A 24548-nucleotide genomic window follows, 5' to 3' on the forward strand; every position below is an offset into this window, starting at 1 on the left:
AACAATCTAAAAGAGTCTTTCAATTTATCAAATTTCAATATCTTAGTGAAAATTATAAATCTATGAAGATCTTTTTTGTATTCGCATTCACCTTATTTACATGCTCCATTTCATTTTCGCAAAACGCATTAGAGCAAGACATTATTGATGTTGAAAAAAAATTAATTGAATGGCGGAGACATTTTCACCAAAACCCAGAATTATCCAATCAAGAATTTAAAACTGCCAAAAAAATAGCGACACATTTAAAATCCCTTGGTTTAGAAGTCGAAACTAACATTGCAATAACAGGAGTTGTAGGCTTATTAAAAGGTGATTTACCAGGAAAGGTGGTAGCGCTAAGAGCAGATATTGATGCTCTTCCTGTTACAGAACGTAACGATTTACCGTTTAAATCTACCGTAAAGACAACATTTTTAGATACAGAAACTGGTGTCATGCATGCTTGTGGGCATGACACTCACATTGCAATTTTAATGGCAACTGCCGAGGTCTTATCGAAACATAAAGATAAAATACGAGGTACTGTAAAGTTTATTTTTCAGCCAGCAGAAGAAGGCCCTCCACCAGGTGAAGAAGGTGGCGCAAAACTCATGATTAAAGAAGGCGTTTTAGATAACCCCAAAGTCGATGTCATTTTTGGTCTGCATATTAATGCCGGAACTCCAGTAGGAACATTAAAATATAAAAAAGGTGGCATTATGGCTTCTGTAGAACGATTTGTTATCGACGTAAAAGGAAAGCAAACACACGGTTCTCAACCATGGTCTGGTGTTGATCCAATTTTAATTTCGGCAAAAATAATAGACGGATTGCAAACTATTATTAGTAGAGAAGCTAAATTGACAGACGAAGCAGCCGTAATTACTGTTGGTAAGATAACGTCAGGAACACGATTTAATATTATTCCAGAAACGGCTCAATTAATTGGAACCGTTAGAACATTAGACCCAGAAATGCGTTCCATGATTGAAAAAAGGATGAGAGAGATGTCAGCAACCATTGCTAAAGCCTATGGTGGAGAAGCTACAATTTCGTTTAGAAACCAAACATCAATAACCTATAATGATCCAGATTTAACGGATCAAATGTTACCTTCATTACAAAAAGTAGCAGGCTCAAAAAATGTTCAAATTATGAAAGCCACTACTGGAGGAGAAGATTTTTCTTATTTTCAAGAGGTTGTTCCTGGTATTTATTTCTTTTTAGGAGGTATGACGCCTAGTAACGAATCTAAAGGTGCATTTCCACATCATACACCAGACTTTATGATTGATGAAAGCGGCATGCTACTAGGTGTAAAAGCCTTTACTCAACTTACATTAGATTATTTAAATCAATAAAGCCATAGCGTCTTAACTTATGTACCAATCTATTGTAGATAAGCTGAAAATTTCTGTGGAAGATTTACTGGATATTGACGATGACAAAATCATCAAGTTTGAAAAAATCATCAAGTCTCAAGCCATTCTGGACAATGCTTCTTTTAAAACCGAAGTTAATAACGCTATCATTGACACACTTCGGGATGACAAAAAAAGACAGTTTATTTATATTATTGAGAAGCATCCAAGATTGAAATCGTTTTTATCAAACGGTAAATCTTTAGAATCTCAGACACTAACTATAGATCAAAGGATACTGGAGCCTTTACAAATAGATGATGTTGCCTTCCGAAAATTCGTTGAACCATATTTGAGTGGCACTCTAATTCCTAAACTCAAAAATGCTCTTAATTCTAATCAGTTCTTTTATGTTATAGATAAAATTAAAAATGATTGGCTCTTTTGCGAAGATATTAAGTTTCAATGTCAAAATATACTTCAGCATAAAATAGCAACCACCATTCATCTCTTAAAAACAAAACAGCAAATAAAACCTACAAAGTATATTCAAAGTACAGGTTTTGGGGCGTTAATCTCATATTGTGCATCTAATGGCGGACTCGACATTACGAAGAAATATCTTGAAACACTTGTCAATCAGCTAAAACACCTTCATTCAAGAACGAAAAGGGCTAGCCATTACCATAAAGGATTAATCGCTATTCAGAATGCCAAATTAGACAACCAGGTCCTTAAAGATTACGTTGAAGCCCACATTAACGGTCATATTGCTCGGGTAGTGCTTGACAAAAAGACTCCTAACGAATGGGGCATGCAAGTCGTAATAACCATTGCGGTTTTAGTGGTCACAATCATTGTAGCAAGCATATTCAACCATGTTAACGAAAATGACTCTGTAGAAAAATATTCTGCGAAAGACGTTAACAATTTTTATAACTCGTTTAATAGTCTATACGGTCCTCATATATCCAGAGATGCCAATGGCGTATTAAAAAACATAGAAGGACAATTGATATTAAAAGCCTATAAATATCCTTATGATCGTAATACTGAGTTAACTCATTCTATATTTTTTCCATTTTACAAACCCTTTCCAAAAGTTAGTGACTCAACACCGCATCATCTTACTATTGAAAACTTAGATATAGACAAATCACTCATTATTTTTAGAAAAAACAACTATAATCATTGTGTCCTTTTAAGACCAAGAAGTAAAGTCACAACATTCGTCGCGCCACAAGATTCTCTTATTTTTTACAGAGGTAAATTTCTAAATATTAGTGATTACGGTAGTCTTTCTACTTTTAATGGTATTTTCAAACATTCTAGTAAGGCAGATCGTATGAGGTTTTTTGATGTCTATGTCGTGCATTCCCAACACCAAAGTGACAGCGCCGTAATAAAAATGAAGAATTTTGGGGAACTCGAATTTCAAGATGTTAAAACTACTGTCCACAGAACAAGTTATGTTGGTAAAAATATTATCGACATCAATATTTTAGACACCTATTTAGACTAAAATAAATATCTTTACCCTTTAATTGAATTCTATGGATACCTTTCTAAATTTTATATCAAGCATTTCATGGTGGATGTGGATTATCATTGTGCTTGTAGTGATAGCCATTCGTGATATTTTACAAAAAAAACATACAATTCAGCATAACTTTCCATTAATTGGACATATTCGTTATTGGTTTGAGAGCATTGGACCAGAAATTCGTCAATATTTTGTAGCGAATAATAGAGAAGAATTGCCTTTCAATCGTATTGAACGTAGTTGGGTCTATGCATCTTCAAAAAACGAGAATAACTACGAAGGCTTTGGTACAGATCGGGATATATATGCCCACCAACATATTTTTGTGAACAACGCTATGTTTCCTTTCAGGATTGGTGGCGACCATCCAAATACCATTGATAAATCATTTTTGCCTTGCGCTAAAGTAATGGGAGAGTTTAATAAACGTAAGCGTCCATACAGACCCGCTTCGGTTATAAACGTCTCTGCGATGAGTTTTGGTTCACTTTCTGCAAAAGCTGTAGAATCTTTGAATAAAGGTGTTCAAATGGCACATGCCTATCATAATACTGGAGAAGGAGGCTTATCTCCATACCATAGTAACGGTGGAGATGTTGTGTTTCACTTCGGAACAGGATACTTTGGTGTTCGTGCAGAAGATGGCGGATTTTCGATGGAGAAAATGAAAAAACTTGTAGAAGACAATCCTTTTGTTCGCGCCATTGAAGTTAAATTATCTCAAGGTGCTAAACCAGGCAAAGGCGGTGTACTGCCAGGATCTAAAATTACCAAAGAGATTGCAAAAATCAGAGGTGTTGAGGAAGGTAAAACTGTGCTTTCTCCTCCAAATCACAAAGCATTTTCTACAGTTCCAGAAATGGTAGATTTTATAGAAGCTATCGCAGAGGAAACAGGATTACCAGTTGGTATCAAAGCTGCAATTGGTAAATTAGACCAGTGGGAAGAACTCATAGATATCATGCTCGAAACAGGGAAAGGTCCAGACTTTATAACTGTTGATGGTGGTGAAGGTGGTACAGGTGCTGCACCTCCAAGTTTTGCTGATCATGTATCATTACCTTGGGTCTATGGATTTGGAGATTTGTATAGATTATTTCAGAAGAAAGGATTATCAGAACGCATTGTCTTTATTGGAAGTGGTAAACTAGGTTTTCCTGCTAAAGCAGCTATGGCCTTTGCCATGGGAGTAGATTGTATTAATGTTGCCCGTGAAGCTATGATGAGTATCGGTTGTATCCAAGCGCAAATTTGCCATACAAATAAATGCCCGAGTGGTGTCGCAACACAAAGTAAATGGTTACAAAACGGTATTGACCCAACTTTAAAATCGGTGCGACTGGCGCAGTATTTTAAAACATTTCGAAAAGAACTTATAGAGATTACTCATGCTGCAGGTTATGAACACCCATGTGAGTTTAACATGGATGATATAGAAGTAAATGTAGATGACCACAACCTATCTAAAGAATTGTCGAGCACCTATATGTATAATAAAACCAAAGTCCCTTATACCTCAATGCAGGATTTAAAAGATTGTATGCATTTAGGAGGAAAATATTAAAGCAATAATTCAAAAAGAATTAAGTTTACAACTCAAAAGAAAACAACCAACTATGGAACAACAGTTAGTCAATCTATTAATGTTTATAATTCCAGCTTTAATAACTGGAGCAATTGCCTATCTATTTTTTAGAGAACATGTTGAAAATGAAAGTAGACGTCGCGACTTTTTAATTCAAAAAGACCTGCAAAAAGAATCACTACCAATGCGTCTTCAAGCCTACGAACGTTTGTCTTTATTTTTAGAAAGAATTAAACCTTCAAAATTATTAGTAAGAGTCAATCCAATGTCTTCAAATAAAGAAGATTACGAATCTTTACTTATAGCAAATATTGAACAGGAATTTGATCATAATTTAGCACAACAAATCTATGTTACAGACCAATGCTGGAGCATTACATCTACTGCAAAAAATGCGACTATTCAAATGATTAGAAAAGCTAATCTATCGGAAAAAATAGATTCAGCAGATAAGCTTAGGGAAGTACTTCTAACTGACATGATTGACAAAAGATCTCCAAGCGATGCTGCTCTATCTTTTATTAAAGAAGAAGTTTCTAATATCTGGTAATTTTTAATCGGATGTGATTTTGTTTTCATGCTTTTGCTTTGCATAGTCATAACCTTGAGCCCACCATTTTACCATTAAGCGCTTACTAAAAATCAATGAATTTTCAGTCAAACTTGTAGGTGTGTAATACAGATTGAGTTTTACACCTCTGTTTTTAGCCGCTAGTTTTCCTATGACAATATCATTCTTTTCCACTTGATCCAAAAGGTGTCCAAATAAATTAAGCATTAAAGAAAATGGATTTTTACCCAACACCTTAGTGCGTTCCATTTGTTCAGATTCTAAAACAACAGCATCTACCTCAGTAGCACCACGCAAAATAGCCTCGCGTATAGGAATCACACAACCTAAGCCTCCATCTGCATATTCATAGCCATCAACTTTAGCCAGAGACATAAACGGAATGTAATTACATGAAATCCATATCCAATTGCAAAACTCTTCATAAGTACATTCTTTAATAGATTTATATTCCACACGATTCATAGACAAATTTGAGACCGTAACTACAACATCTTCTTTAGTGTTTCTTATCTTCTCATATTCATCTCTAGTGAAATTTTGTTTAATATTTCGTTTCAACGCCTTACTCTCACCAAACGTACGTTTCATGCGTATAAACTGCCAGAGTGAATTTAAAAAATCTATCGAAACATATTCCCTATCCCCTTTTTTACGCTGTACAAAAGGGCTTACACTAAAAATATCATGCTGTTGCACATTAGTAAAAATATCATAGAGTTTTCCAATATCATTAACCGCTAAATGCGGCACTAATAAGCTTCCTGTTGATGTTCCCAAGAACATATCATACCTACGCCCTTCAGCTTCAATTAAATATTGCGCTACGCCACCAGCAAAAGCGCCTTTACTTCCACCTCCAGATATCACTAATGCTCTCAAATTAGTTCTTTTTTAATGTATTTATTAAAGATTTATAATTGTCATTTGTTTCCAGTTCCGCCAATAAGTTTTTAGCATATTTTGAAAAACGCCAATTATGATGCTTTCTAGCTTCAAATAAGCTTGTAATAGACTTACGTTCGAAGCCTCCTAGTAATTTCAGGTAATTAAAGGCATTCAATCGCAATTCAAAATGTTGACCAGGTAAACTATAACTGATTAACTCTTCTAAAACATCTTGCTTTTTTTCGGGTTGATATTCAACCGTATTTAAATGTAATGCTAACCATAGTAATCTCACATTATAATCGTTAAACCCTACAATATCTTTGGTTTTCTGTAAATATTTTATTCGATCTTCTGGGAAATTAGCCCAGAGATTATACAATGCAGCTTCAATCGTTGTATAAGATTCATCATCTAATAACGATTCGTAGGCCAGTTTCAGCTCCATAGGAATCTCACCAACATACTTTGCAATAGCTTGTCGTACTTCCAAATTATTCTGAAATGCACTTGTCTCAATTTTATCAGGAATCTGACTGATCACCTTTACTTTTGCTTTATCAGAAACATAAGACGATAGATAGTCTTTGCATTTAGAGGTATACGCTTCACAGTCGACCATAAAATATTCCTGCATGAATGATGATTGCTTTAAGCTTTTGACCATAGCATCCTCAGGAAGCTTAGACTCTAAAAGCCATTCGTTCACAAAACCAGTTAAATCCTGACCACTAACAGCCTCAACTTCAGAAATAAAATCGTTGGTCTCAACATTTGCAAATTGATGTTTTTCCAAATACGTCTTTACAGCAGTTTTAAAAGCAACATCTCCTACCTGCTCTCGCAACACATGTAAAGCCCAAGCACCTTTTTTATAGAATGTCGTACTACTCGATTTAGGATTAAGCAATGAGGTGCTTTGACCAGCAACCTCTTGAGCAATAAGCTCTTGTGCATTTTCAAAAAGCTGCCAATAGTAATGATTATCTCCAAAAACATCCCGCTCTGCTAATAACGCATAATACGTTGCAAAACCCTCCTGTAACCAATGATGCTCACCAGATGTTGCAGTGACCAAATCCCCAAACCACTGGTGTGCAAGTTCGTGCGCATTAACCGTGATATAATTTTTATCATTAAATGCCGTAGAATCCACCACAAAACTGTCTGAAAAAATCGTAAGACTTGTATTTTCCATACCAGAATACAAGAAATCCTTAACAGGAACCTGCTTATAATTTTGCCATGGATATGGAAATCCGATTTCTTCTTCTAAAAAATCAAACATTTGCTTGGTATAGCGATAGGTAGGCTCAACTTTTAGTGAGTCTTCAGGATAATAGTAATATTCTAAAGGAACGCCACTTTTTGAGGTTTCTGTTTGCACATTATAATCACCTATAACCAAAGCCACCAGATAGCTTGACATTGGTTTTTCCATTTCATAATGAACATATTGATAATGATTATTCCCCGTTTCTTCAATTAATTTACCGTTAGCAATCACTGCATACCCTTTTTCACATTTCAAAGATAAATTAAAAACTATTTTATCATTTACATCATCTATACTTGGCAACCAATGACTCGTATATTTCCCTTGACCTTGCGTCCATATTTGATTATCTATGAAATACAATGCTTTTTTTGGCGAACTAGTGTAATCAATATCCACTATATAGCGTCTTCCTTTTTTAAACTTATAGCTTAACCATAATTTTTGACCATCATAAGAATAAACAGAATCTAACACTCTAAGGTGTCTATCTAAAATAAACACCTTATTAAAATTCAAAGCTTTTGCATCAAGAAAAATAGAATCTACACTTTTAAGTACATCAAATTTATATCGCACAGAACCTGACAATGTATTAGACTTAGCCTTATTTAAATAAGAGTTCTTTACAAAGACATCAATTGCAGCTTCAGCTCTTTTAAAATCAACATACTCAGTTTGCTGAGCAGTTACATTTCCGAAGAAAAATGAAAAACAGATAAGTAAACATAATTGTTTCATAAGTATGATGCTGCAAAAATGAGACCAGCTTAATCGATTACCACAGGTTTATTAATTGGTGTATTACTTTTGACAACCACAAATGTAGACGTTGCATAAAACGCATTCCCATTTTGAGCATCGTTAGTCCAGCCACTTTGATATTGATACTCAAAATCAAACGTACTTCCAGCCATATTTGTTGCAAAGCTATCAATACGATACGGTACAACCATACCAGGACACCAACCTGCTCTATCCGGTTGCCAATTCCCTGGCTCTTGATTATTTACAGGGTTAGACGCACAACCTAATGCATCCATATTATGCTGAAACGTATTCACACCATTAATCTTTACATCATGGGTTCTAAAGCACCACTCAGCGCAAGTTCGTCCAGCAATCGCAGGAGACGCCTGTCCCCAACCCGAAATAATTGTCCTTAAATGTGTGCTTTCTGCATTAGCAGGAATAGAAACCATCTTATCTAAATCTAAATTATGCGTTGTCCCGTAAGGCACTCCAGAGCTAGACCAGTCATCGTAAGCAAGAACTCTAGATACAGCATAATAAGGATAATCTGGCGTTCCTTCTATATAATCAAAATCTATAGTCACCTCATAACCTCTTGCATTCCAACATTCGGTTCTAATTCGCAACTCTGTCGAACCCGTTAACAATGATTTGAAATCGGTAACATCAAACTCAAATCCTCTTTCCAATTGACTATTATCGTTCCAATATGGCGTAATATAACGCCCCAACTCATATAACTCACCAGAATCATTATCCTTCACTTTCACATTAGCATACACATCCCACTCATCGCAACCTTCATTAGGACAAGTAAGTTTTACATACATCTTAATCGTTTGAATATTAGTGAGATCATCATGCAAATTAAATGTTTGAGTTGCTGATTGATTAAACCCTCCACCAAAAGCCAAGCGTTCTTTATCAAATGTGAGATAATTATAAACAACTGGAATTCCTGTCCCAGATAAAACAATTTCTACAGTCTCTACTCCAGCACTCACTAAGCTTAAAGTGCCTGTAGCATTACCTAAAGCTGTTGGCGCAAATCTTATGAATAGTGTTGTTTGATCATTTACTGATCCAGATGGTATTTGCTGCACATCAGAAAACAGCGTGCCATCTAATGATATCTCAAAGCCTTCAGTAACATTCAAATCAATTGCAGTTGTAAGATTATTTCCATCAATGAAGAGTGTCGAAGATGCAGACTGCTGAGCTACTGGTGTATCTTGAAAATTAAAACTAGACACATTTATACCAATTACAGGCGCTGTACTCAAGCCCACACCACTTACATTCACTGTTCTTGTTGTTGCAGAATTACTTTGCATTGATACTTCTCCAGATATTACACCCAATGCACTAGCTGAAGGCGAAAATCTAACATATAGTGTTTGATTTTCTGCATTAGCAATATCTTTATTTACTGTTACCTGATTCGAAAAACTCACATTATCTAATGAGATCTCAAAATTAGCCGTTACAGAAATTGATAAGTTTGCACTTAAGTCATCTCCCTTAACTTGAATATTTTGTGAAATAGAATTACTTCCAACATTAACTTCTCCAAAAGAACTCAATGACCCAGTAATTAGTATACTAGATGAATTAGAACCTTCATCAGAACTATCACTACCGCAGTTAAAAACAAAGAAGATACTTAGCAAGAGGCTAGAAACAATAAAGTGTTTTCTGAAATAATCAGTTTTCATAAGCTAAAAATATTTTTTCTTACAATGTATAGATTATAATAATTCCAAAAAAGTAAAATTGATAATAATACATTAGAAAAAAGTGATAATTTTGACTGAATGAGTGTTAATTTACAAACTCCAATAGACTACCTTAAAGGTGTAGGTCCTAATCGAGCTGATTTACTTCGGAGCGAACTTGGCATTCATACATATCAAGACTTGATTAACCTCTTCCCTAATCGCTATTTAGATCGCACAAAGTATTACAAGATTAATGAATTACAGCGCAATAGTTCTGAAGTTCAAATTATAGGAAAGATCACAGGGTTTAAGGAAGTTGCACAAAAACGTGGCAAACGATTAGTAGGCACTTTTCAAGATGACACGGGGAAAATAGAACTCGTTTGGTTTCGTGGTCAAAAATGGATTCGCGATAGCATAAAACTAAATACACCTTATGTGATCTTCGGAAAAATCAACTGGTTCAATGGTGTCTTTAATATGCCACATCCAGAATTGGAATTACTCAATGAACACAAAAACAATTTGCGATCATCAATGCAAGCTGTTTATCCTTCAACAGAGAAATTATCTAACAAAGGCATCACCAATCGTGTAATGACAAAAATCATGCAAAGTCTATTTTTAGAAACCAAAGGACGCTTTTTTGAAACCCTTCCAGATCACCTAATTTCTGAACTTAAATTACTACCAAAAAGTGACGCCCTGTTTAACGTTCATTTTCCAAAAAATCAAGAGCTATTATCAGGCGCAGAATTTAGATTAAAATTTGAAGAATTATTCTACATTCAGTTACAATTAATTTTGAAAAATCTCATTCACAAATCAAAAATAAAAGGATTCCCTTTCGAATCTGTTGGTGACTATTTTAATAATTTTTACAAAGCGCATTTACCGTTCGATTTAACCAATGCCCAAAAACGTGTATTGAAAGAAATCAGACAAGATCTTGGTAGCAATGCACAGATGAATCGATTATTGCAAGGCGATGTCGGTTCTGGGAAAACCATAGTTGCGTTCATGTCAATGTTAATGGCGCTTGACAACGATTTTCAAGCCTGTTTAATGGCGCCAACTGAAATTTTGTCAGTCCAACACTACCAAGGATTACAAGAACTATCTAATAAATTGAATATCAGTATAAAAACACTCACTGGTTCAACAAATACTTCAGAAAGAAGAAAAATTCACGAATCATTAGAAAATGGTGAATTACAGATCCTAATTGGGACGCATGCTTTGCTCGAAGATAAGGTTAAATTTAAAAATTTGGGCCTCGCAATTATTGACGAACAGCATCGATTTGGAGTTGCGCAACGTTCAAAATTATGGAAAAAAAACACCTCTCCTCCACATATTTTGGTGATGACTGCAACACCAATTCCGAGAACTTTAGCGATGTCTGTTTATGGCGATTTAGACATCTCAATTATTGACGAATTACCACCTGGTAGACAGTCTATAAAAACGGTTCATAGATACGATAAAAATCGACTCAAAGTCATGCGATTTATGCGTGATGAAATTGAAAAAGGAAGACAGATTTATGTGGTCTATCCTTTAATTCAAGAAAGTTCTGCTTTAGACTATAAAGATCTTATGGATGGTTACGAAAGTATTGTCCGGGAGTTTCCACAGCCAAACTATCAAATTTCTATTGTCCATGGTAAAATGAAACCAGCAGATAAAGACTTTGAAATGCAACGCTTTGTCAAAGGTGAAACACAAATAATGGTAGCAACAACAGTAATTGAGGTTGGAGTGAACGTCCCCAATGCCTCAGTTATGATCATTGAAAGTGCCGAGCGATTTGGTTTAGCGCAACTCCATCAACTGAGAGGCCGTGTTGGGCGTGGTGCAGAGCAAAGTTATTGCATTCTTATGACCAGCCACAAGCTAAGTCAGGACAGCAAAACACGTTTGGAAACCATGACACGAACTAGTGACGGATTTGAAATTGCCGAAGTAGATCTTAAACTTCGTGGTCCAGGAGATATTATGGGAACCCAACAAAGTGGCGTTTTAAACTTGAAAATTGCAAATATCATTAAAGATAAAGATATTTTGCAAAGCGCTCGCTTTTATGCTAAACGTGTACTAGATAAGGATCCGTCTTTAGGTTTTCCTGAGCATGATGTTATTTTAAAAACCTATCGCGAACTTAGTAAGTATAAGAATATTTGGAATTACATTTCTTAATTCAAAAAAAGCTCAACTTCTTTATCAAAAGTTGAGCTTGAAAACATGAAGGTATGTTTTTGATTGATTTAGTTGATTGATGAATTCTTTATAATGCGCCTAATTCTTTTAAGTTTTTTTCAGAATTTGCTTTGACATTGGCAGGTGGATTCATAGATAATGCCTTTTTAAAATTCTTAATAGCTTTTTTCTTATCACCTATTGTTTTATATGCTTCTCCTAAACTATCATATACATTTGGGTTTTCAGGATCGATCTCCACAGCTTTTTTAAAATACTTCATTGCTCTATCATTATCCTTTAAATTAAGCATTTGATACCCCATTCTATTTAGTTGGTTAGAATTTGCCATACCAGCAGCCTCATCTAATGCCAATTCAAACTCTTCGGTCTTACCTAACTTATTTAACAACTGTGCTTTAATAGCCATATTATTAAATGTTTTCTGACTAAAAAATTGCCCAGAAATAGCTTTATCAATCCATCCTAAAGCTTCATTGAGATCACCTCCATTATTTAAAGCAAAATTAGCAGCTTGCTCCCAGTTCTGCCTTTGAAAACCTGTTTGCCCTTTAGCTTTTTGTCTGAAATCGTCTAGAACAATATTAGTCACATCAAAAGACACTTCGAAAGGAAATGCTTTCTTCTCCCAGGCCAAAGATGCAGTTGCAGAATTAGCCTTGATGTCATTGAAGGCATAAGTAAGCAACTCATGATGCGGTACAGAAGCCGTAGTAATAGTAGCTCTCAAAGCATCATTCTTCTTATCGTAAAAATAACTTCCCCAAGCATCGGCATCTTTTGATAATATTAAAGTTGCTGTATTATCTGCCTTAACTTCTAAATGCAAGCCGTAAGTTCCAGCTTTTATAGACTTCCCTTCCACTTTTGCATCATGAGAAAATGTAATTGTAGTATTTTCGTTGGCTCCAGCTCGCCATGGTGCTGCGGTAGCAGTTCCAAAGCCTAAGTTATTCATGCCATATGGCACAAGTTTTCCCCAAATCTCTCGATTATTTACGCTTGGTCTTGAATAGGTAATAGAAACATCTGACACACCAATGCGCTGTGATACAGTTGCTTGCTGACTGCCTCGCGGTGTGTTTAATTGCGCAAATGTGTCAATGCTTACAAAAAGCATCAAGCACATAAATAGCCCAGTAATTGTCTTGTTTTTCATGGTTTTGATTGTATTAGTTAAAATTGTATTTGAAGTTATAAACAAAAGAAGTATAGCCATGTTACAGTCATGTTAAAGTGGTTTGTGTTAATGTTAATTAACATTTCTTTATACTAATTTACTATATCTATATTTACAAAAAATAAATCGTTATGAGCATGCTTCACCTAAAACTAGAAACAGATCCTCGTTGGGCCACAATTGCTGAAGAGAACATCGAAGAGATTTTAACCGACCATGCATGGTGTGAACAAAAAGCATGCACTAATGCCATCACTATTATTACCCATAACTCGCAATACGAAGACCTTGTTACTGACCTGTTAGAACTCGCCAAGGAAGAACTTGAGCACTTTCAAATGGTACATGAAATTATTAAAAAACGTGGCTATACTTTAGGTAGAGAACGAAAAGACCATTATGTCAATCAACTCTACAAGTTTATGAATAAAGGCGGAAGTCACCTGCAAAGCATGGTAGATCGCTTATTGTTTTCGGCAATGATTGAAGCCAGAAGCTGCGAGCGTTTTAAACTTTTATCTCAGCGCATAAAGGATAAAGAGCTTTCTAAATTTTACTATGACCTTATGGTAAGTGAAGCTGGACATTATACAACATTTATTGGATTTGCTAGAAAATATGGACAAGATATAGACGTTGATAAACGATGGAAGGAACTTGTTGCCTTTGAAGGCGAACTTATTAAAAGCTACGGAAAATCAGAAACCATACACGGATAATTTATGAAGAAACATCATGCCATTCTAACGCTCATTTTATGCTTTACATTACATCTCAGTTTTGGTCAGAACGAAGCAAATAAAACATACACCAAAGAAGAGATGGCAGAATTTCAAGCTAACTATAAAGCTAAAAAGAAAAAAGAAAAAGCTGCTAGAAAGGGACTAGAAGGCACAACATTAACCGAACTCAGTTTTGAAGACATTGATGGCAACAAACACACCTACGAAAGTTTAAAAGGAAAAGTAGTTGTAATGAATTTCTGGTTTATCCATTGCAAACCTTGTGTAGCTGAAATACCTGATTTAAATAAATTAAAAGCTGAATTTAAAAACAAAGATGTTGCTTTCTTTGCTGTAGCTCTAGATAGTAAAGCTTCACTAGATAAGTTTTTAGAAAAGACCACATTTGATTTCACAATCATTCCAAACGGAAGGGTCTTGGCTAGAGACCTAAAAATTCCACATTACCCTTACAATGTGATTCTTGACAAAAAAGGAAAACTTCAATATGTTAGTGATGTTTTGAGTTTCAATATTATGAACCGTTTGAAACGCAAAATTAATGGAGTATTGAAAAGGTAAATCTATTCCTCTAACAACGCATTAATAAACCCTGTAAATTCTGTTTTAAATTCTGTGAATTTTTCACCTGTTGCAGGACCATTGAATCCTGTATGAATCTTACGTACTTTTCCTTTTTTATCAATAAATATTGAAGTAGGATATGATAGGACATGATTTAACATTGGTAATTTTTCTTGTGCCTTAGATTTGCTAGACGTCCCATATTGCGCCAATAAAATAGGGTAATCAATACCCACATCATCTTTTAGTCGTTTGATGCTCTCAAAGGCCTTTTCTTCTGTTTTAGCATATTCAAAAGCAAGTGCAATAAACTCAATATCCTTTTCGGCATTGTTATCATAAAACTCTGAATAGTACTTACTTTCATCCAAACAATTTGGACACCAAGTCCCCATAACCTGTACCACTACTACTTTGTTTTTATAGCGATTATCAGATAGAGATACTTGTTTCCCACTAGCATCTGGGAATGTGAACTCCAAAGCATCATAACCTTCATTTAAAAACGTAAGGTCATTGGCATCAGGCAGTTCATAAGTCTCATTCCGTTTAGCAGTAAAGGGTTCTTCCCAATGATTTCCCGAATAAAACACTCCATTCATTGTACTATCAGTAACTACTGCAGTAAATAAAAAGGCATGAGCTCCATCAAAAGTTGATAATTTCATGGTATTACCGTCCATCACTCCTTCTAAATACCTGTAATCACCAGTAGTTGTTCTAAAGGTTCCTGTCACCTTTGAACCGTCTTGTTTAAAAATTCCTTTAGCAATGTATTTATCATCTTCAGAATCTGGACTAAATACGGTCTCCCAGTTTCCTGTGGCATCAACAGATCCCGCTTCATTATCTAGGTCAAATCGGGTTTTAACTCCAAATTCCGCAGAAAAAGGCACCACACGATCTAAACTTTCTTTTATAAAACTACCTTCCAACATACCTTCTTTGACTACAGCTTCAATATATCCTTCAAAAACAGGTGTTTTAAACACAATCGAATCGTTAGAATAATTAATATCTGTAACCATGATCACCTCATCGGCATTAAATATCTTGAGTGCATCACGTGAAGTTACTTCAAAATTAAATGGCAAAACTTCGGTATCAGTTAATTGCAATTCTGCACGCCAAACACCTTCTTTTAAGGCTTCTGGTCGATCAATATTACAACTTAAAAAAATGAATAAAATTGGTAAGAAGAGTAATTTTCGCATAATCGTTTTCAATTTAAAATAGTGTAGTCACCACAAAGATATAATTCTTACAAAGATGGTCTAAATATCCACTGGCAATCGTTAAGAGTTTGATAAAAGTTCAATTTCTGTAAAAAAATAAGTCAATCACTTAATTTTTATGCAAATCAAAGCCTTGAAATTATTAGTATTATTATCTTTGTCCATTGACAAAATAAGATAATGAAGATATCATATAACTGGTTAAAACAATTTTTAAAAACGGATTGGTCTGCAGAAAAAACTGGAGAATTACTTACTGATTTAGGATTAGAAATTGAAGGTATAGAAAGTTACCAATCTGTAAAAGGTGGCTTAGAAGGTATTGTTGTTGGTGAAGTACTGACTTGCGAACAGCATCCAAATGCAGATCGATTAAAATTAACAACGGTTGCGATTGGCACAGATGAGCCATTACAAATAGTTTGTGGAGCTCCTAATGTGACTGCTGGTCAAAAAGTACCAGTTGCAACAATTGGAACTACATTATACACTGAAACTGGTGAAGCCTGGAAAATCAAAAAAGGTAAGATAAGAGGAGAAGAAAGTCATGGTATGATTTGTGCTGAAGACGAATTAGGACTTGGCAAATCACATGATGGTATTATGGTTTTAGATCCAAAAATCAAAGTAGGAACTCCTGCTGCAGATATTTTTGGTGTTGAAAACGATCATGTTTTTGAAATTGGTCTAACACCAAATAGAGCCGATGCAATGAGCCATTATGGAACAGCTCGAGATCTAAAAGCTGGCTTACTTCAAAAGGATATTAATACTGAATTAATTACACCATCTGTAAGCTCTTTTCATGTGGATAGTAGAACATTGAAGATTGACATCGATGTTGAAGATTACGAGTTGGCACCACGTTACTGCGGACTAACAATTACAGGTCTAAAAGTTGAAGATTCACCAAACTGGTTACAAAATCGTTTAAAAGCTATTGGTTTAACACCAAAGAATAACATAGTAGATATTACAAATTATGTCTTACATGAATTAGGACAACCACTACACGCTTTTGATGCTGCAAAAATCATTGGAAACAAAGTTATCGTAAAAACGCTTCCTGAAGGCACAAAGTTCACAACCTTAGACGAAGTAGAACGCGAGTTAAGTGCTGAAGATTTAATGATTTGTGATGCTGAAAAACCGATGTGCATTGCTGGTGTATTTGGAGGCGTGCACTCTGGAGTTTCAGAAGGTACTACAAGCATCTTTCTAGAAAGTGCTTACTTCAATCCTGTGAGTATTAGAAAAACCGCAAAACGCCATGGTTTAAACACAGACGCATCTTTTAGATTTGAGAGAGGTATTGACCCTAATATCACAGATTATGCTCTAAAACGAGCTGCACTTATGATTGTAGATATTGCTGGTGGTGAAATCTCTAGTGATGCTTTGGATTTTTATCCGAAGAAAATTGAAGACTTTCAAGTTCGTTTGAGTTTTGACAATGCTAAGAAATTGATTGGAGAAGAAATTCCGAGAGAAACAATTAAAAGTATATTGACATCTTTAGACATTAAAGTAAATAATGTTACTGAAGCTGGTCTTGGACTCACTGTTCCTGCTTACAGAAACGATGTGCAGCGCGAAGCAGATGTTATAGAAGAAATATTGCGTGTGTATGGTTATAACAATATAATGACCACGGAAAAATTAAACGCTTCTATTTCTAATACGTCAAAATTTGAAGATTATAAACTTCAAAATGTTATTGGAAATCAATTGACAGCTCAAGGCTTTTTCGAAATATTGTCTAATTCGCTAACAACACCAAAATATGTTGAACTTAGTGCTCAATTAAAAGAAGAGCACAATGTAGAAATGCTAAATCCGTTGAGTAATGACCTTAGTGTTATGCGCCAAAGCTTACTGTTTTCTGGTTTGGAAGCCGTTAGCTATAATATCAACAGAAAACGGGATAATTTAAAATTGTATGAATTTGGCAAAACCTATCATAACTATAAAGATGGTCGCGAAGAATATAAACACTTGTCCATTTTCTTAACTGGAAACAAAAGTGATTTGCGTTGGAATTCGCCAATACAAAAAAGTGATTTCTTTTATTTGAAAGGTATAGTAAATAGTACATTAGAGCGATTGGGCATTTCTAAATTCAAAGTCTCACCTATCAAGAATGATATGTTTAGTGAAGGCATTAGTTTGTCTTTAGGAAAAACCAAACTGGTTGAATTTGGTATCATCAGCAAAAAGATATTAAAGCATTTTGGTATTTCTCAAGAAGTTTTATTTGCCGATTTTAATTGGGATAATGTTATCAGTATGACCAAACATAATAACATTATGTTCAAAGCTATTCCAAAATATCCTGAAGTACGTCGTGATTTTGCATTATTATTAGATGAGCATATTACCTTTGAAGAGATTGATAAAATAGCAATGCAAACCGAAAAGCAACTGCTTAAGGATGTTGATCTATTTGATGTATATCAAGGAAAGAACCTTCCGAAAGGCAAGAAGAGTTATGCTGTAAGTTTTGTGATTCAAGATGAAAACAAAACGCTAACAGACAAGCAAATCGATAAAATAATGAATAAGCTACAAGCAAATTTTGAAAAACAGCTTGGCGCAGAATTAAGATAATCTTAATTGCGAATTATTCAATATTTTCTCCATGCTGAGAAAGATCTAACCCTCTAAGTTCTTGATCCTCTCTTACGCGCAATGGTAAGGCTAAATCAACAATTTTTAATAGTAATAGACTTCCAAAAAATGTAAATAGAGCTACAGCTATTAACGCAATGAGATGATGCGTAAATGTTGTGTATTCTCCATAAATAAGACCAACGTCTTTTGCTAAAACACCAGTAAGAATCATACCTATTATACCTCCTACACCATGACTTGGAAAAACCTCTAAAGTATCATCAATTTTAGATTTCTTATTTAATTGAATCGCTATATTACTCACCAAAGCAGCTATAAAACCAATAAAAATACTGTGACCAATAGTGACGAATCCTGCTGCTGGTGTGATCGCTACAAGTCCAACTATAGCTCCAATGCATGCGCCTAACGAGGACATTTTTCTATTATAAAATCGTTCAAAAAACAACCAAGTAATCATACTTGTTGCTGATGCAATATTAGTATTGGCAAATGCAATCACCGCATCGGTATTTGCTCCTAAAGCCGATCCTGAATTAAATCCGAACCAACCAAACCACAATAAACCAGTGCCTAGAATTACAAACGGAATATTTGCAGGTTTTTCAATCTTTATTCTGCGTTTACCTAAATAAAGAGCTGCTGCTAAGGCTGCAAAGCCTGCGGACATATGAACGACAGTTCCTCCTGCAAAATCAAGTACATCCCAATTTCTCAATAAACCATCGGGATGCCATGTCATATGAGCCAATGGTGAATAAATAAAAATCGAAAACAAAACCATGAATAAAATATAACTCCTAAAACGTATCCGTTCTGCAAAGCTACCCGTAATCAAAGCTGGTGTGATGATTGCAAATTTCAATTGAAATAACGCAAACAGTAAAAAAGGAATTGATCCAGCAAAATTAGGATTTGGAGACACCGAAACATCATTAAAACAAAAGAAGGTCATAGGATTTCCTATAATACCATAAAAGCTATCACCAAAAGCCAAACTAAAACCCACTATAACCCATAAAATGCTTATCACACCTAGAGCAACAAAACTTTGGAGCATGGTAGAAATGACGCTCTTTTTGTTAACCATACCACCGTAAAAAAACGCCAGCCCAGGTGTCATTAAAAACACTAAAGCAGAAGCAACAATCATCCAAGCTGTATCGCCCGAATCAATATTAGCTTCATTTTCCAAAATTTGATACTCTGTACCACATAGCAAAGCCAAAATGACTAGCACTGTTAACACGATGAAATTTAACTTTTTACCCATAATTTTAGTTTTGATATTCAAATGTAGAAAACGTGTTCAGAAAATAATCTAATAAACTACTGATAGCAGGAAGATTTATGATTTTGACAAAAATGTCTATTGATTTTTATCAGTATGATAATTTATATTATAAAAATCATTCATTAGATTTGTGAAACAATATGAATATTCTCTCAAAACACTAATAATTTGAAAATTCGATTTTTAATTCTATTTACTGCGTTTTTTTCTCTTTGCAGTAATATATCATCTGCACAACCTTTTGACAGCACACATCATCAAGATTCTTTATCAATTTGGCAATTAGCAAAGTATGATTTTAAATACACCTACAAAAGTGTAGGTCATTCATTAACACGACCACTCCATTGGAAAGGTAAAGACTTTGCTAAATTAGGAATTCTTGTTGCTGGAACTGCGACACTAACACTTGCCGATAGACCAATGCGTGATTTCTTTCAAAATCAAAAAGAAGACTTTCCAAAAGTTGTTAGAGATTTTGGCTGGTATTTTGGGAGTCCGCAAAATTACTTTATGGCGAATGCTGGTTTATATGGTTTCGGATTATTAACCAAAAACGAGAAAATTAGAAAAACTAGTGTATTAATTATTTCATCGTCTATAACTACTGGATTAATTCAAACCATTAGTAAAAATGCATTTGGTAGAGCCAGGCCAAGTTCTGGTTCGGGCCACCTCACTTTTAAACCTTATGCAAATGATGCTGAGTTTCGTTCATTTCCATCTGGTCATACCATTTTATCTGTTACAATGGCACATTCTATCGCCAAGCAATTTGATAATACTTGGGTGAAAATTGGGATTTATACAGTTGGATCAATTCCGCCAATATCTCGAATGATTGATAATTCACATTGGATTACCGATATTGCTATGAGTGCTGCTATTAGTGTTATTGTGGTAGATTGCATTGATAACTTTCTATTTAAAGAAGATGCCTATGAGTATCCTAAGAAGAAAAAACAAATTTCTTGGAACTTGAGTTTTAGTCCAAACAAAATTGGAATTATTGGCACATTTTAGACTGTTCAACACGATATAGTTTATCTGTTAAACTATTGCAAAATATTATTCAGACCTTGCAACTAAGATTGAAATAATCCTTAATTTTAACATTCATTAAAAAACAAAAAAAATGGCTACAGTTACATTAGGTGGAGATACAGTACATACATCGGGAACATTACCAAACGTTGGATCAAAAGCTCCTGATTTCAAATTAACGGCAACCGATCTATCTTCCAAATCTTTAAATGATTATGCTGGGCATAAATTGGTATTGAATGTTTTTCCTAGTGTTGATACTGGAACTTGTGCACAATCTATAAGAGAGTTCAATAAAGAAGCGAGTAATTTAGATAATACAAAAGTACTATGTATCTCTAAAGACCTTCCTTTTGCTATGGCACGTTTTTGTGGTGCTGAAGGCTTAGATAATGTTGTGAGTTTATCAGACTTTAGAACGGGTGACTTTGGAAAATCTTACGGGCTAGACTTTACGGATGGTGCTTTTGAAGCGCTTTTATCCAGATGCGTTATTGTAGTTGATTCGCAAGGTACTGTAACTTATACAGAGCAAGTTCCAGAGATTGCTGACGAACCTAATTACAAAGCGGCTTTAGAAGCTTTGAAATAATGTCAAATAAAGAATCTTTTTTAATTAACAGACTTAAAAGTATTGGTTATGCTTTTAAAGGTGCTGTTTATCTAATCAAAACAGAGTCAAGTATAAAAATTCAAGTGTTCTGTGCCATAGCAGTAACTATTGCAGGATTCTACTTTGATATTTCTAGAACGGAATGGCTCTTTCAAATTGCATTTATCGGTTTAGTGATGAGCCTTGAAGGCATGAATACCGCTATTGAATATATCTCAGATTTTATTCACCCAGATAGACATGAAACTATTGGTAAAATAAAAGATATTGCAGCTGGAGCTGTATTTATTGCTGCTATTTCTGCTGCTGTAGCTGCCTTAGTTATTTATCTTCCTAAGATCTTCTAAATTAATTAATAGTAACTATACTCACATTTATAATATCGTTGGCATCTAACTTTGGCACTAATGCATGATAGGTTAAATTGGGAGCCTCTGTTGTTGCATTCTTCACAAATGTAACGGTGAGACTAAACTGACCGTTATCGCAATTTTTTACAAGACCATCATAATCAATGCTATCAATACCACTTGTAAGTGCTTTTTTACCTATGAGGAGATCATAGGCAACAAAATCAATTTGAGGCATACAACTTCCGGTCACTAAATTATCAAATACAAATTGGGATCTAATGATAATAAACTCTTCTGTAAGGTCTATATCCATTTGATAAGGTGTATTGATACAAGAATACTCGGCTTCAAGACTCGTAATCTCCAGAATTACAGGAGAACACTCATCATCACTTGAGCAAGAACTAACCAGAACAAACGAAAAAACGATAATAAAACTCAGTATAAACTTTCTCATAATTTAATAGTTATATCTATAAGATGCGAGGTTTCAAAAAAGGTTGCGTCAAATTTAAAACATCTCTCTAGGTTTAACGTTAGTAATTTGTATTTTTGTTTTAACTAATAACCCTTCAATGGCGAAGAAAAAAACCAAGACTAAAAGCAAAGCTAAAACCAAACCTAAATTTAAAAAACCAAGTTTAAAGCTATCAAGTCAGCAAAAATTGATTTTTGGTAGTTTATTGATTATTCTTGGTGTTTTAATGTTTATAGCGTTTTTATCTTTTTTCTTTACTGGAAAAGCAGACCAAAGCACGCTTACTGAAATTGCTTCTAGAAATGTTGAAGCCTCTAACTGGCTTAATAAATTAGGAGCTTGGGTTAGTGATTTATTCATTAATAAAGGATTTGGGATCGCTTCATTCATTTTTTCTGGATTGATCTTTTTATCTGGTATTTATATCACATTAGATATTAACAAGGCACGTCTGAGACGTCATTGGGTTTGGGGAACACTCATCGTGGTGTGGCTATCTATATTTTTTGGTTTTTTCTCTCATAAATACGATACCCTTGGAGGTACAGTAGGCTTTGAAATGAATTCTTTTTTTCAAGATTACATTGGGAAAATTGGAACTGCTCTACTACTGGTTTTTGTGCTTATCTCCTATTTAGCAATTCGTTTTGGTATTAATGGTGAGTCGTTTGTAAATTTATTCAAACGTGCAAAAAGCGATATCGAAAAAGAATTAAACACAACTGATAATGAGCAAACGTTCGCTGTAGATAATGATTTATCTGCTGAAGCTGAAGATATCAAATCTGCTTTTGAACTTACAGTTGAAGATACTAAACCTTCCAAAGACAAAACTACAAAGCCTGAGCCTGAGCTAAGAAAAGAACTCGAACCTCAATTAAAGACTGAAGCTAAAGTAGAAGATAAGAAAGACACCGAATTAGATATACAAATTGAAACGGTAGAAGAAGAAGTTTCTGAAACCGATAATCTTTCTGATAAGCTTGTTGAAGATTTTGGTCAGTTTGATCCTACATTAGAATTGAGCAAATTTCAGTTTCCTCCATTAGATCTTTTGAAGAAATATGATACTGAAGGCATTACCATAAATCAAGAGGAACTTGAGGAAAACAAAAACCGAATCGTAGAAACACTCAATAACTATAAAATTGGTATTGCGAGTATTAAAGCGACTATCGGTCCGACGGTTACCTTATATGAAATTGTTCCAGAGGCAGGCGTTAGAATTTCAAAAATTAAAAACCTAGAAGACGATATAGCCTTATCCCTTTCTGCACTCGGAATACGTATCATTGCTCCTATTCCAGGAAAAGGTACTATTGGTATTGAAGTACCAAATAAAAATGCAACCATTGTTTCTATGCGCTCTGTTATTGCGTCTCAGAAATTTCAAAAATCTGAAATGGAGCTACCAATTGCCTTCGGTAAAACCATTAGTAACGAAACATTTGTGGTCGATTTGGCCAAAATGCCTCACATGTTAATGGCTGGAGCCACAGGTCAAGGTAAATCTGTTGGATTAAATGCCGTATTGACCTCACTATTGTACAAAAAGCATCCTGCTGAAGTTAAGTTCGTTTTGGTTGATCCTAAAAAAGTTGAATTAACACTATTCAATAAGATTGAACGCCATTATTTAGCAAAACTACCAGATAGTGAAGATGCTATTATTACAGATAACACGAAAGTAATCAACACATTAAATTCGCTTTGTATTGAGATGGATAACCGTTACGAGATGCTCAAAAATGCCATGTGTCGTAACATTAAAGAATACAATACCAAGTTTAAAGCACGAAAACTAAATCCTAATGATGGTCATCAATTTCTACCTTACATCGTATTGGTTGTTGATGAATTTGCAGATTTAATTATGACCGCTGGAAAAGAAGTCGAAACACCTATTGCTCGTTTAGCGCAACTGGCTCGTGCCATAGGGATTCACTTAATTATTGCTACACAACGTCCATCGGTAAATGTAATCACTGGTATTATTAAAGCCAATTTCCCTGCACGTATTGCCTTTAGAGTGACTTCTAAAATAGATTCACGTACAATTTTGGATGGTTCTGGAGCAGATCAATTAATTGGTCGTGGTGATATGTTATATACCCAAGGAAATGATATAACACGTATCCAATGTGCATTTGTTGACACGCCTGAAGTAGAAAGAATCACTGAATTTATTGGCGGACAAAAAGCATATCCAGAAGCACATTTGCTTCCAGAATATGTTGGTGAAGAAAGTGGCACAAGTCTTGATAATAATATTGAGGATAGAGATAAACTATTTAGAGAAGCTGCTGAAATCATTGTGACAGCACAACAAGGTTCAGCATCTTTACTACAACGGAAACTAAAATTAGGTTACAATAGAGCCGGACGCCTCATAGACCAATTAGAAGCTGCAGGAATTGTTGGTGGTTTTGAAGGTAGTAAAGCACGACAGGTTTTAGTTCCTGATTTAGTAGCTCTAGATGAATTATTAACAAACGAAACATAAAAAGATTTAGCGA

At 34.8% G+C, this 24548-nt stretch carries 19 protein-coding genes; 12 read left to right on the top strand and 7 right to left on the bottom strand.

What is annotated here, in order from left to right; all coding sequences use genetic code 11:
- The first annotated feature begins 62 nt into the window (after positions 1–62).
- The 4 genes from Q0783_RS11240 to Q0783_RS11255 are packed head-to-tail and all read left to right on the top strand — an operon-like array spanning position 63 to position 5021.
- Positions 63–1343: a M20 family metallopeptidase gene (locus tag Q0783_RS11240; RefSeq protein WP_298895197.1), complete on the top strand. Its 1281-nt coding sequence runs from the start codon at positions 63–65 to the stop codon at positions 1341–1343.
- A gap of 19 nt (positions 1344–1362) precedes the next feature.
- Complete coding sequence (locus Q0783_RS11245; RefSeq protein ID WP_298895200.1) at positions 1363–2865, top strand: hypothetical protein; 1503 nt, start codon at positions 1363–1365, stop codon at positions 2863–2865.
- A 31-nt stretch (positions 2866–2896) separates the two neighbouring features.
- A complete protein-coding gene (locus Q0783_RS11250) occupies positions 2897–4450 on the top strand; it encodes an FMN-binding glutamate synthase family protein (protein ID WP_298895202.1) in 1554 nt (517 codons plus the stop codon).
- 52 nt (positions 4451–4502) lie between these two features.
- Positions 4503–5021: a hypothetical protein gene (locus Q0783_RS11255; protein WP_298759397.1), complete on the top strand. Its 519-nt coding sequence runs from the start codon at positions 4503–4505 to the stop codon at positions 5019–5021.
- Between the two features lie 3 nt (positions 5022–5024).
- Here Q0783_RS11255 and Q0783_RS11260 read toward each other — a convergent pair whose 3' ends face one another.
- From Q0783_RS11260 to Q0783_RS11270, 3 genes are read right to left on the bottom strand one after another with little or no spacing between them, the layout of a single operon-like run.
- On the bottom strand, positions 5025–5924 hold the full coding sequence (locus tag Q0783_RS11260) for a patatin-like phospholipase family protein (RefSeq protein ID WP_298895204.1): 900 nt from the start codon (positions 5922–5924) through the stop codon (positions 5025–5027).
- Between the two features lies 1 nt (position 5925).
- A complete protein-coding gene (locus Q0783_RS11265; RefSeq protein ID WP_298895206.1) occupies positions 5926–7947 on the bottom strand; it encodes a M1 family metallopeptidase in 2022 nt (673 codons plus the stop codon).
- Positions 7948–7976: 29 nt separating this feature from the next.
- Complete coding sequence (locus Q0783_RS11270) at positions 7977–9674, bottom strand: peptide-N-glycosidase F-related protein (RefSeq protein ID WP_298895208.1); 1698 nt, start codon at positions 9672–9674, stop codon at positions 7977–7979.
- A 99-nt stretch (positions 9675–9773) separates the two neighbouring features.
- Here Q0783_RS11270 and recG point away from each other — a divergent pair, with 99 nt between their 5' ends.
- Complete coding sequence (recG, locus tag Q0783_RS11275) at positions 9774–11876, top strand: ATP-dependent DNA helicase RecG (protein WP_298895209.1); 2103 nt, start codon at positions 9774–9776, stop codon at positions 11874–11876.
- Positions 11877–11964: 88 nt separating this feature from the next.
- Here recG and Q0783_RS11280 read toward each other — a convergent pair whose 3' ends face one another.
- Positions 11965–13056, bottom strand: a complete 1092-nt coding sequence (locus tag Q0783_RS11280; protein ID WP_298895211.1) for a DUF2911 domain-containing protein — start codon at positions 13054–13056, stop codon at positions 11965–11967.
- Between the two features lie 158 nt (positions 13057–13214).
- Here Q0783_RS11280 and Q0783_RS11285 point away from each other — a divergent pair, with 158 nt between their 5' ends.
- A complete protein-coding gene (locus tag Q0783_RS11285) occupies positions 13215–13796 on the top strand; it encodes a tRNA-(ms[2]io[6]A)-hydroxylase (protein WP_230935892.1) in 582 nt (193 codons plus the stop codon).
- A 3-nt stretch (positions 13797–13799) separates the two neighbouring features.
- Entirely contained in the window at positions 13800–14381 is a 582-nt protein-coding gene (locus Q0783_RS11290; RefSeq protein ID WP_298895213.1) for a peroxiredoxin, read from the top strand.
- A gap of 2 nt (positions 14382–14383) precedes the next feature.
- Here Q0783_RS11290 and Q0783_RS11295 read toward each other — a convergent pair whose 3' ends face one another.
- Positions 14384–15598, bottom strand: coding sequence for a peroxiredoxin (locus tag Q0783_RS11295; RefSeq protein ID WP_298895215.1), 1215 nt, complete (start codon positions 15596–15598; stop codon positions 14384–14386).
- Positions 15599–15799: 201 nt separating this feature from the next.
- Here Q0783_RS11295 and pheT point away from each other — a divergent pair, with 201 nt between their 5' ends.
- The gene (gene pheT, locus Q0783_RS11300; RefSeq protein ID WP_298895217.1) at positions 15800–18226 is read left to right on the top strand and encodes a phenylalanine--tRNA ligase subunit beta; all 2427 of its coding nucleotides are present in this window, start codon (positions 15800–15802) and stop codon (positions 18224–18226) included.
- Between the two features lie 13 nt (positions 18227–18239).
- On the opposite strand, the gene Q0783_RS11305 is transcribed toward pheT, so the two are convergent.
- The gene (locus Q0783_RS11305; protein WP_298895218.1) at positions 18240–19523 is read right to left on the bottom strand and encodes an ammonium transporter; all 1284 of its coding nucleotides are present in this window, start codon (positions 19521–19523) and stop codon (positions 18240–18242) included.
- 189 nt (positions 19524–19712) lie between these two features.
- Between Q0783_RS11305 and Q0783_RS11310 the strand changes: the two genes are divergently transcribed.
- The 3 genes from Q0783_RS11310 (at position 19713) to Q0783_RS11320 (ending at position 21548) form a co-directional block, all read left to right on the top strand.
- Positions 19713–20567: a phosphatase PAP2 family protein gene (locus Q0783_RS11310; protein ID WP_298895220.1), complete on the top strand. Its 855-nt coding sequence runs from the start codon at positions 19713–19715 to the stop codon at positions 20565–20567.
- A gap of 112 nt (positions 20568–20679) precedes the next feature.
- On the top strand, positions 20680–21180 hold the full coding sequence (tpx, locus tag Q0783_RS11315) for a thiol peroxidase (protein WP_298895222.1): 501 nt from the start codon (positions 20680–20682) through the stop codon (positions 21178–21180).
- Positions 21180–21548 carry a diacylglycerol kinase family protein gene (locus Q0783_RS11320; protein ID WP_298895224.1) on the top strand — a complete coding sequence of 123 codons (369 nt, stop codon included), beginning with the start codon at positions 21180–21182 and terminating at the stop codon, positions 21546–21548. Before tpx ends, Q0783_RS11320 begins: the two co-directional genes overlap by 1 nt.
- 1 nt (position 21549) lies before the next feature.
- Here the strand turns inward: Q0783_RS11320 and Q0783_RS11325 are convergent, their stop codons facing one another.
- Positions 21550–22011: a hypothetical protein gene (locus tag Q0783_RS11325; protein WP_298895226.1), complete on the bottom strand. Its 462-nt coding sequence runs from the start codon at positions 22009–22011 to the stop codon at positions 21550–21552.
- Positions 22012–22129: 118 nt separating this feature from the next.
- Here Q0783_RS11325 and Q0783_RS11330 point away from each other — a divergent pair, with 118 nt between their 5' ends.
- Positions 22130–24535: a DNA translocase FtsK gene (locus Q0783_RS11330; protein WP_298895228.1), complete on the top strand. Its 2406-nt coding sequence runs from the start codon at positions 22130–22132 to the stop codon at positions 24533–24535.
- Positions 24536–24548: the final 13 nt, after the last annotated feature.

The organism is uncultured Psychroserpens sp. (genome assembly GCF_947500255.1).
Taxonomy (GTDB): domain Bacteria; phylum Bacteroidota; class Bacteroidia; order Flavobacteriales; family Flavobacteriaceae; genus Psychroserpens.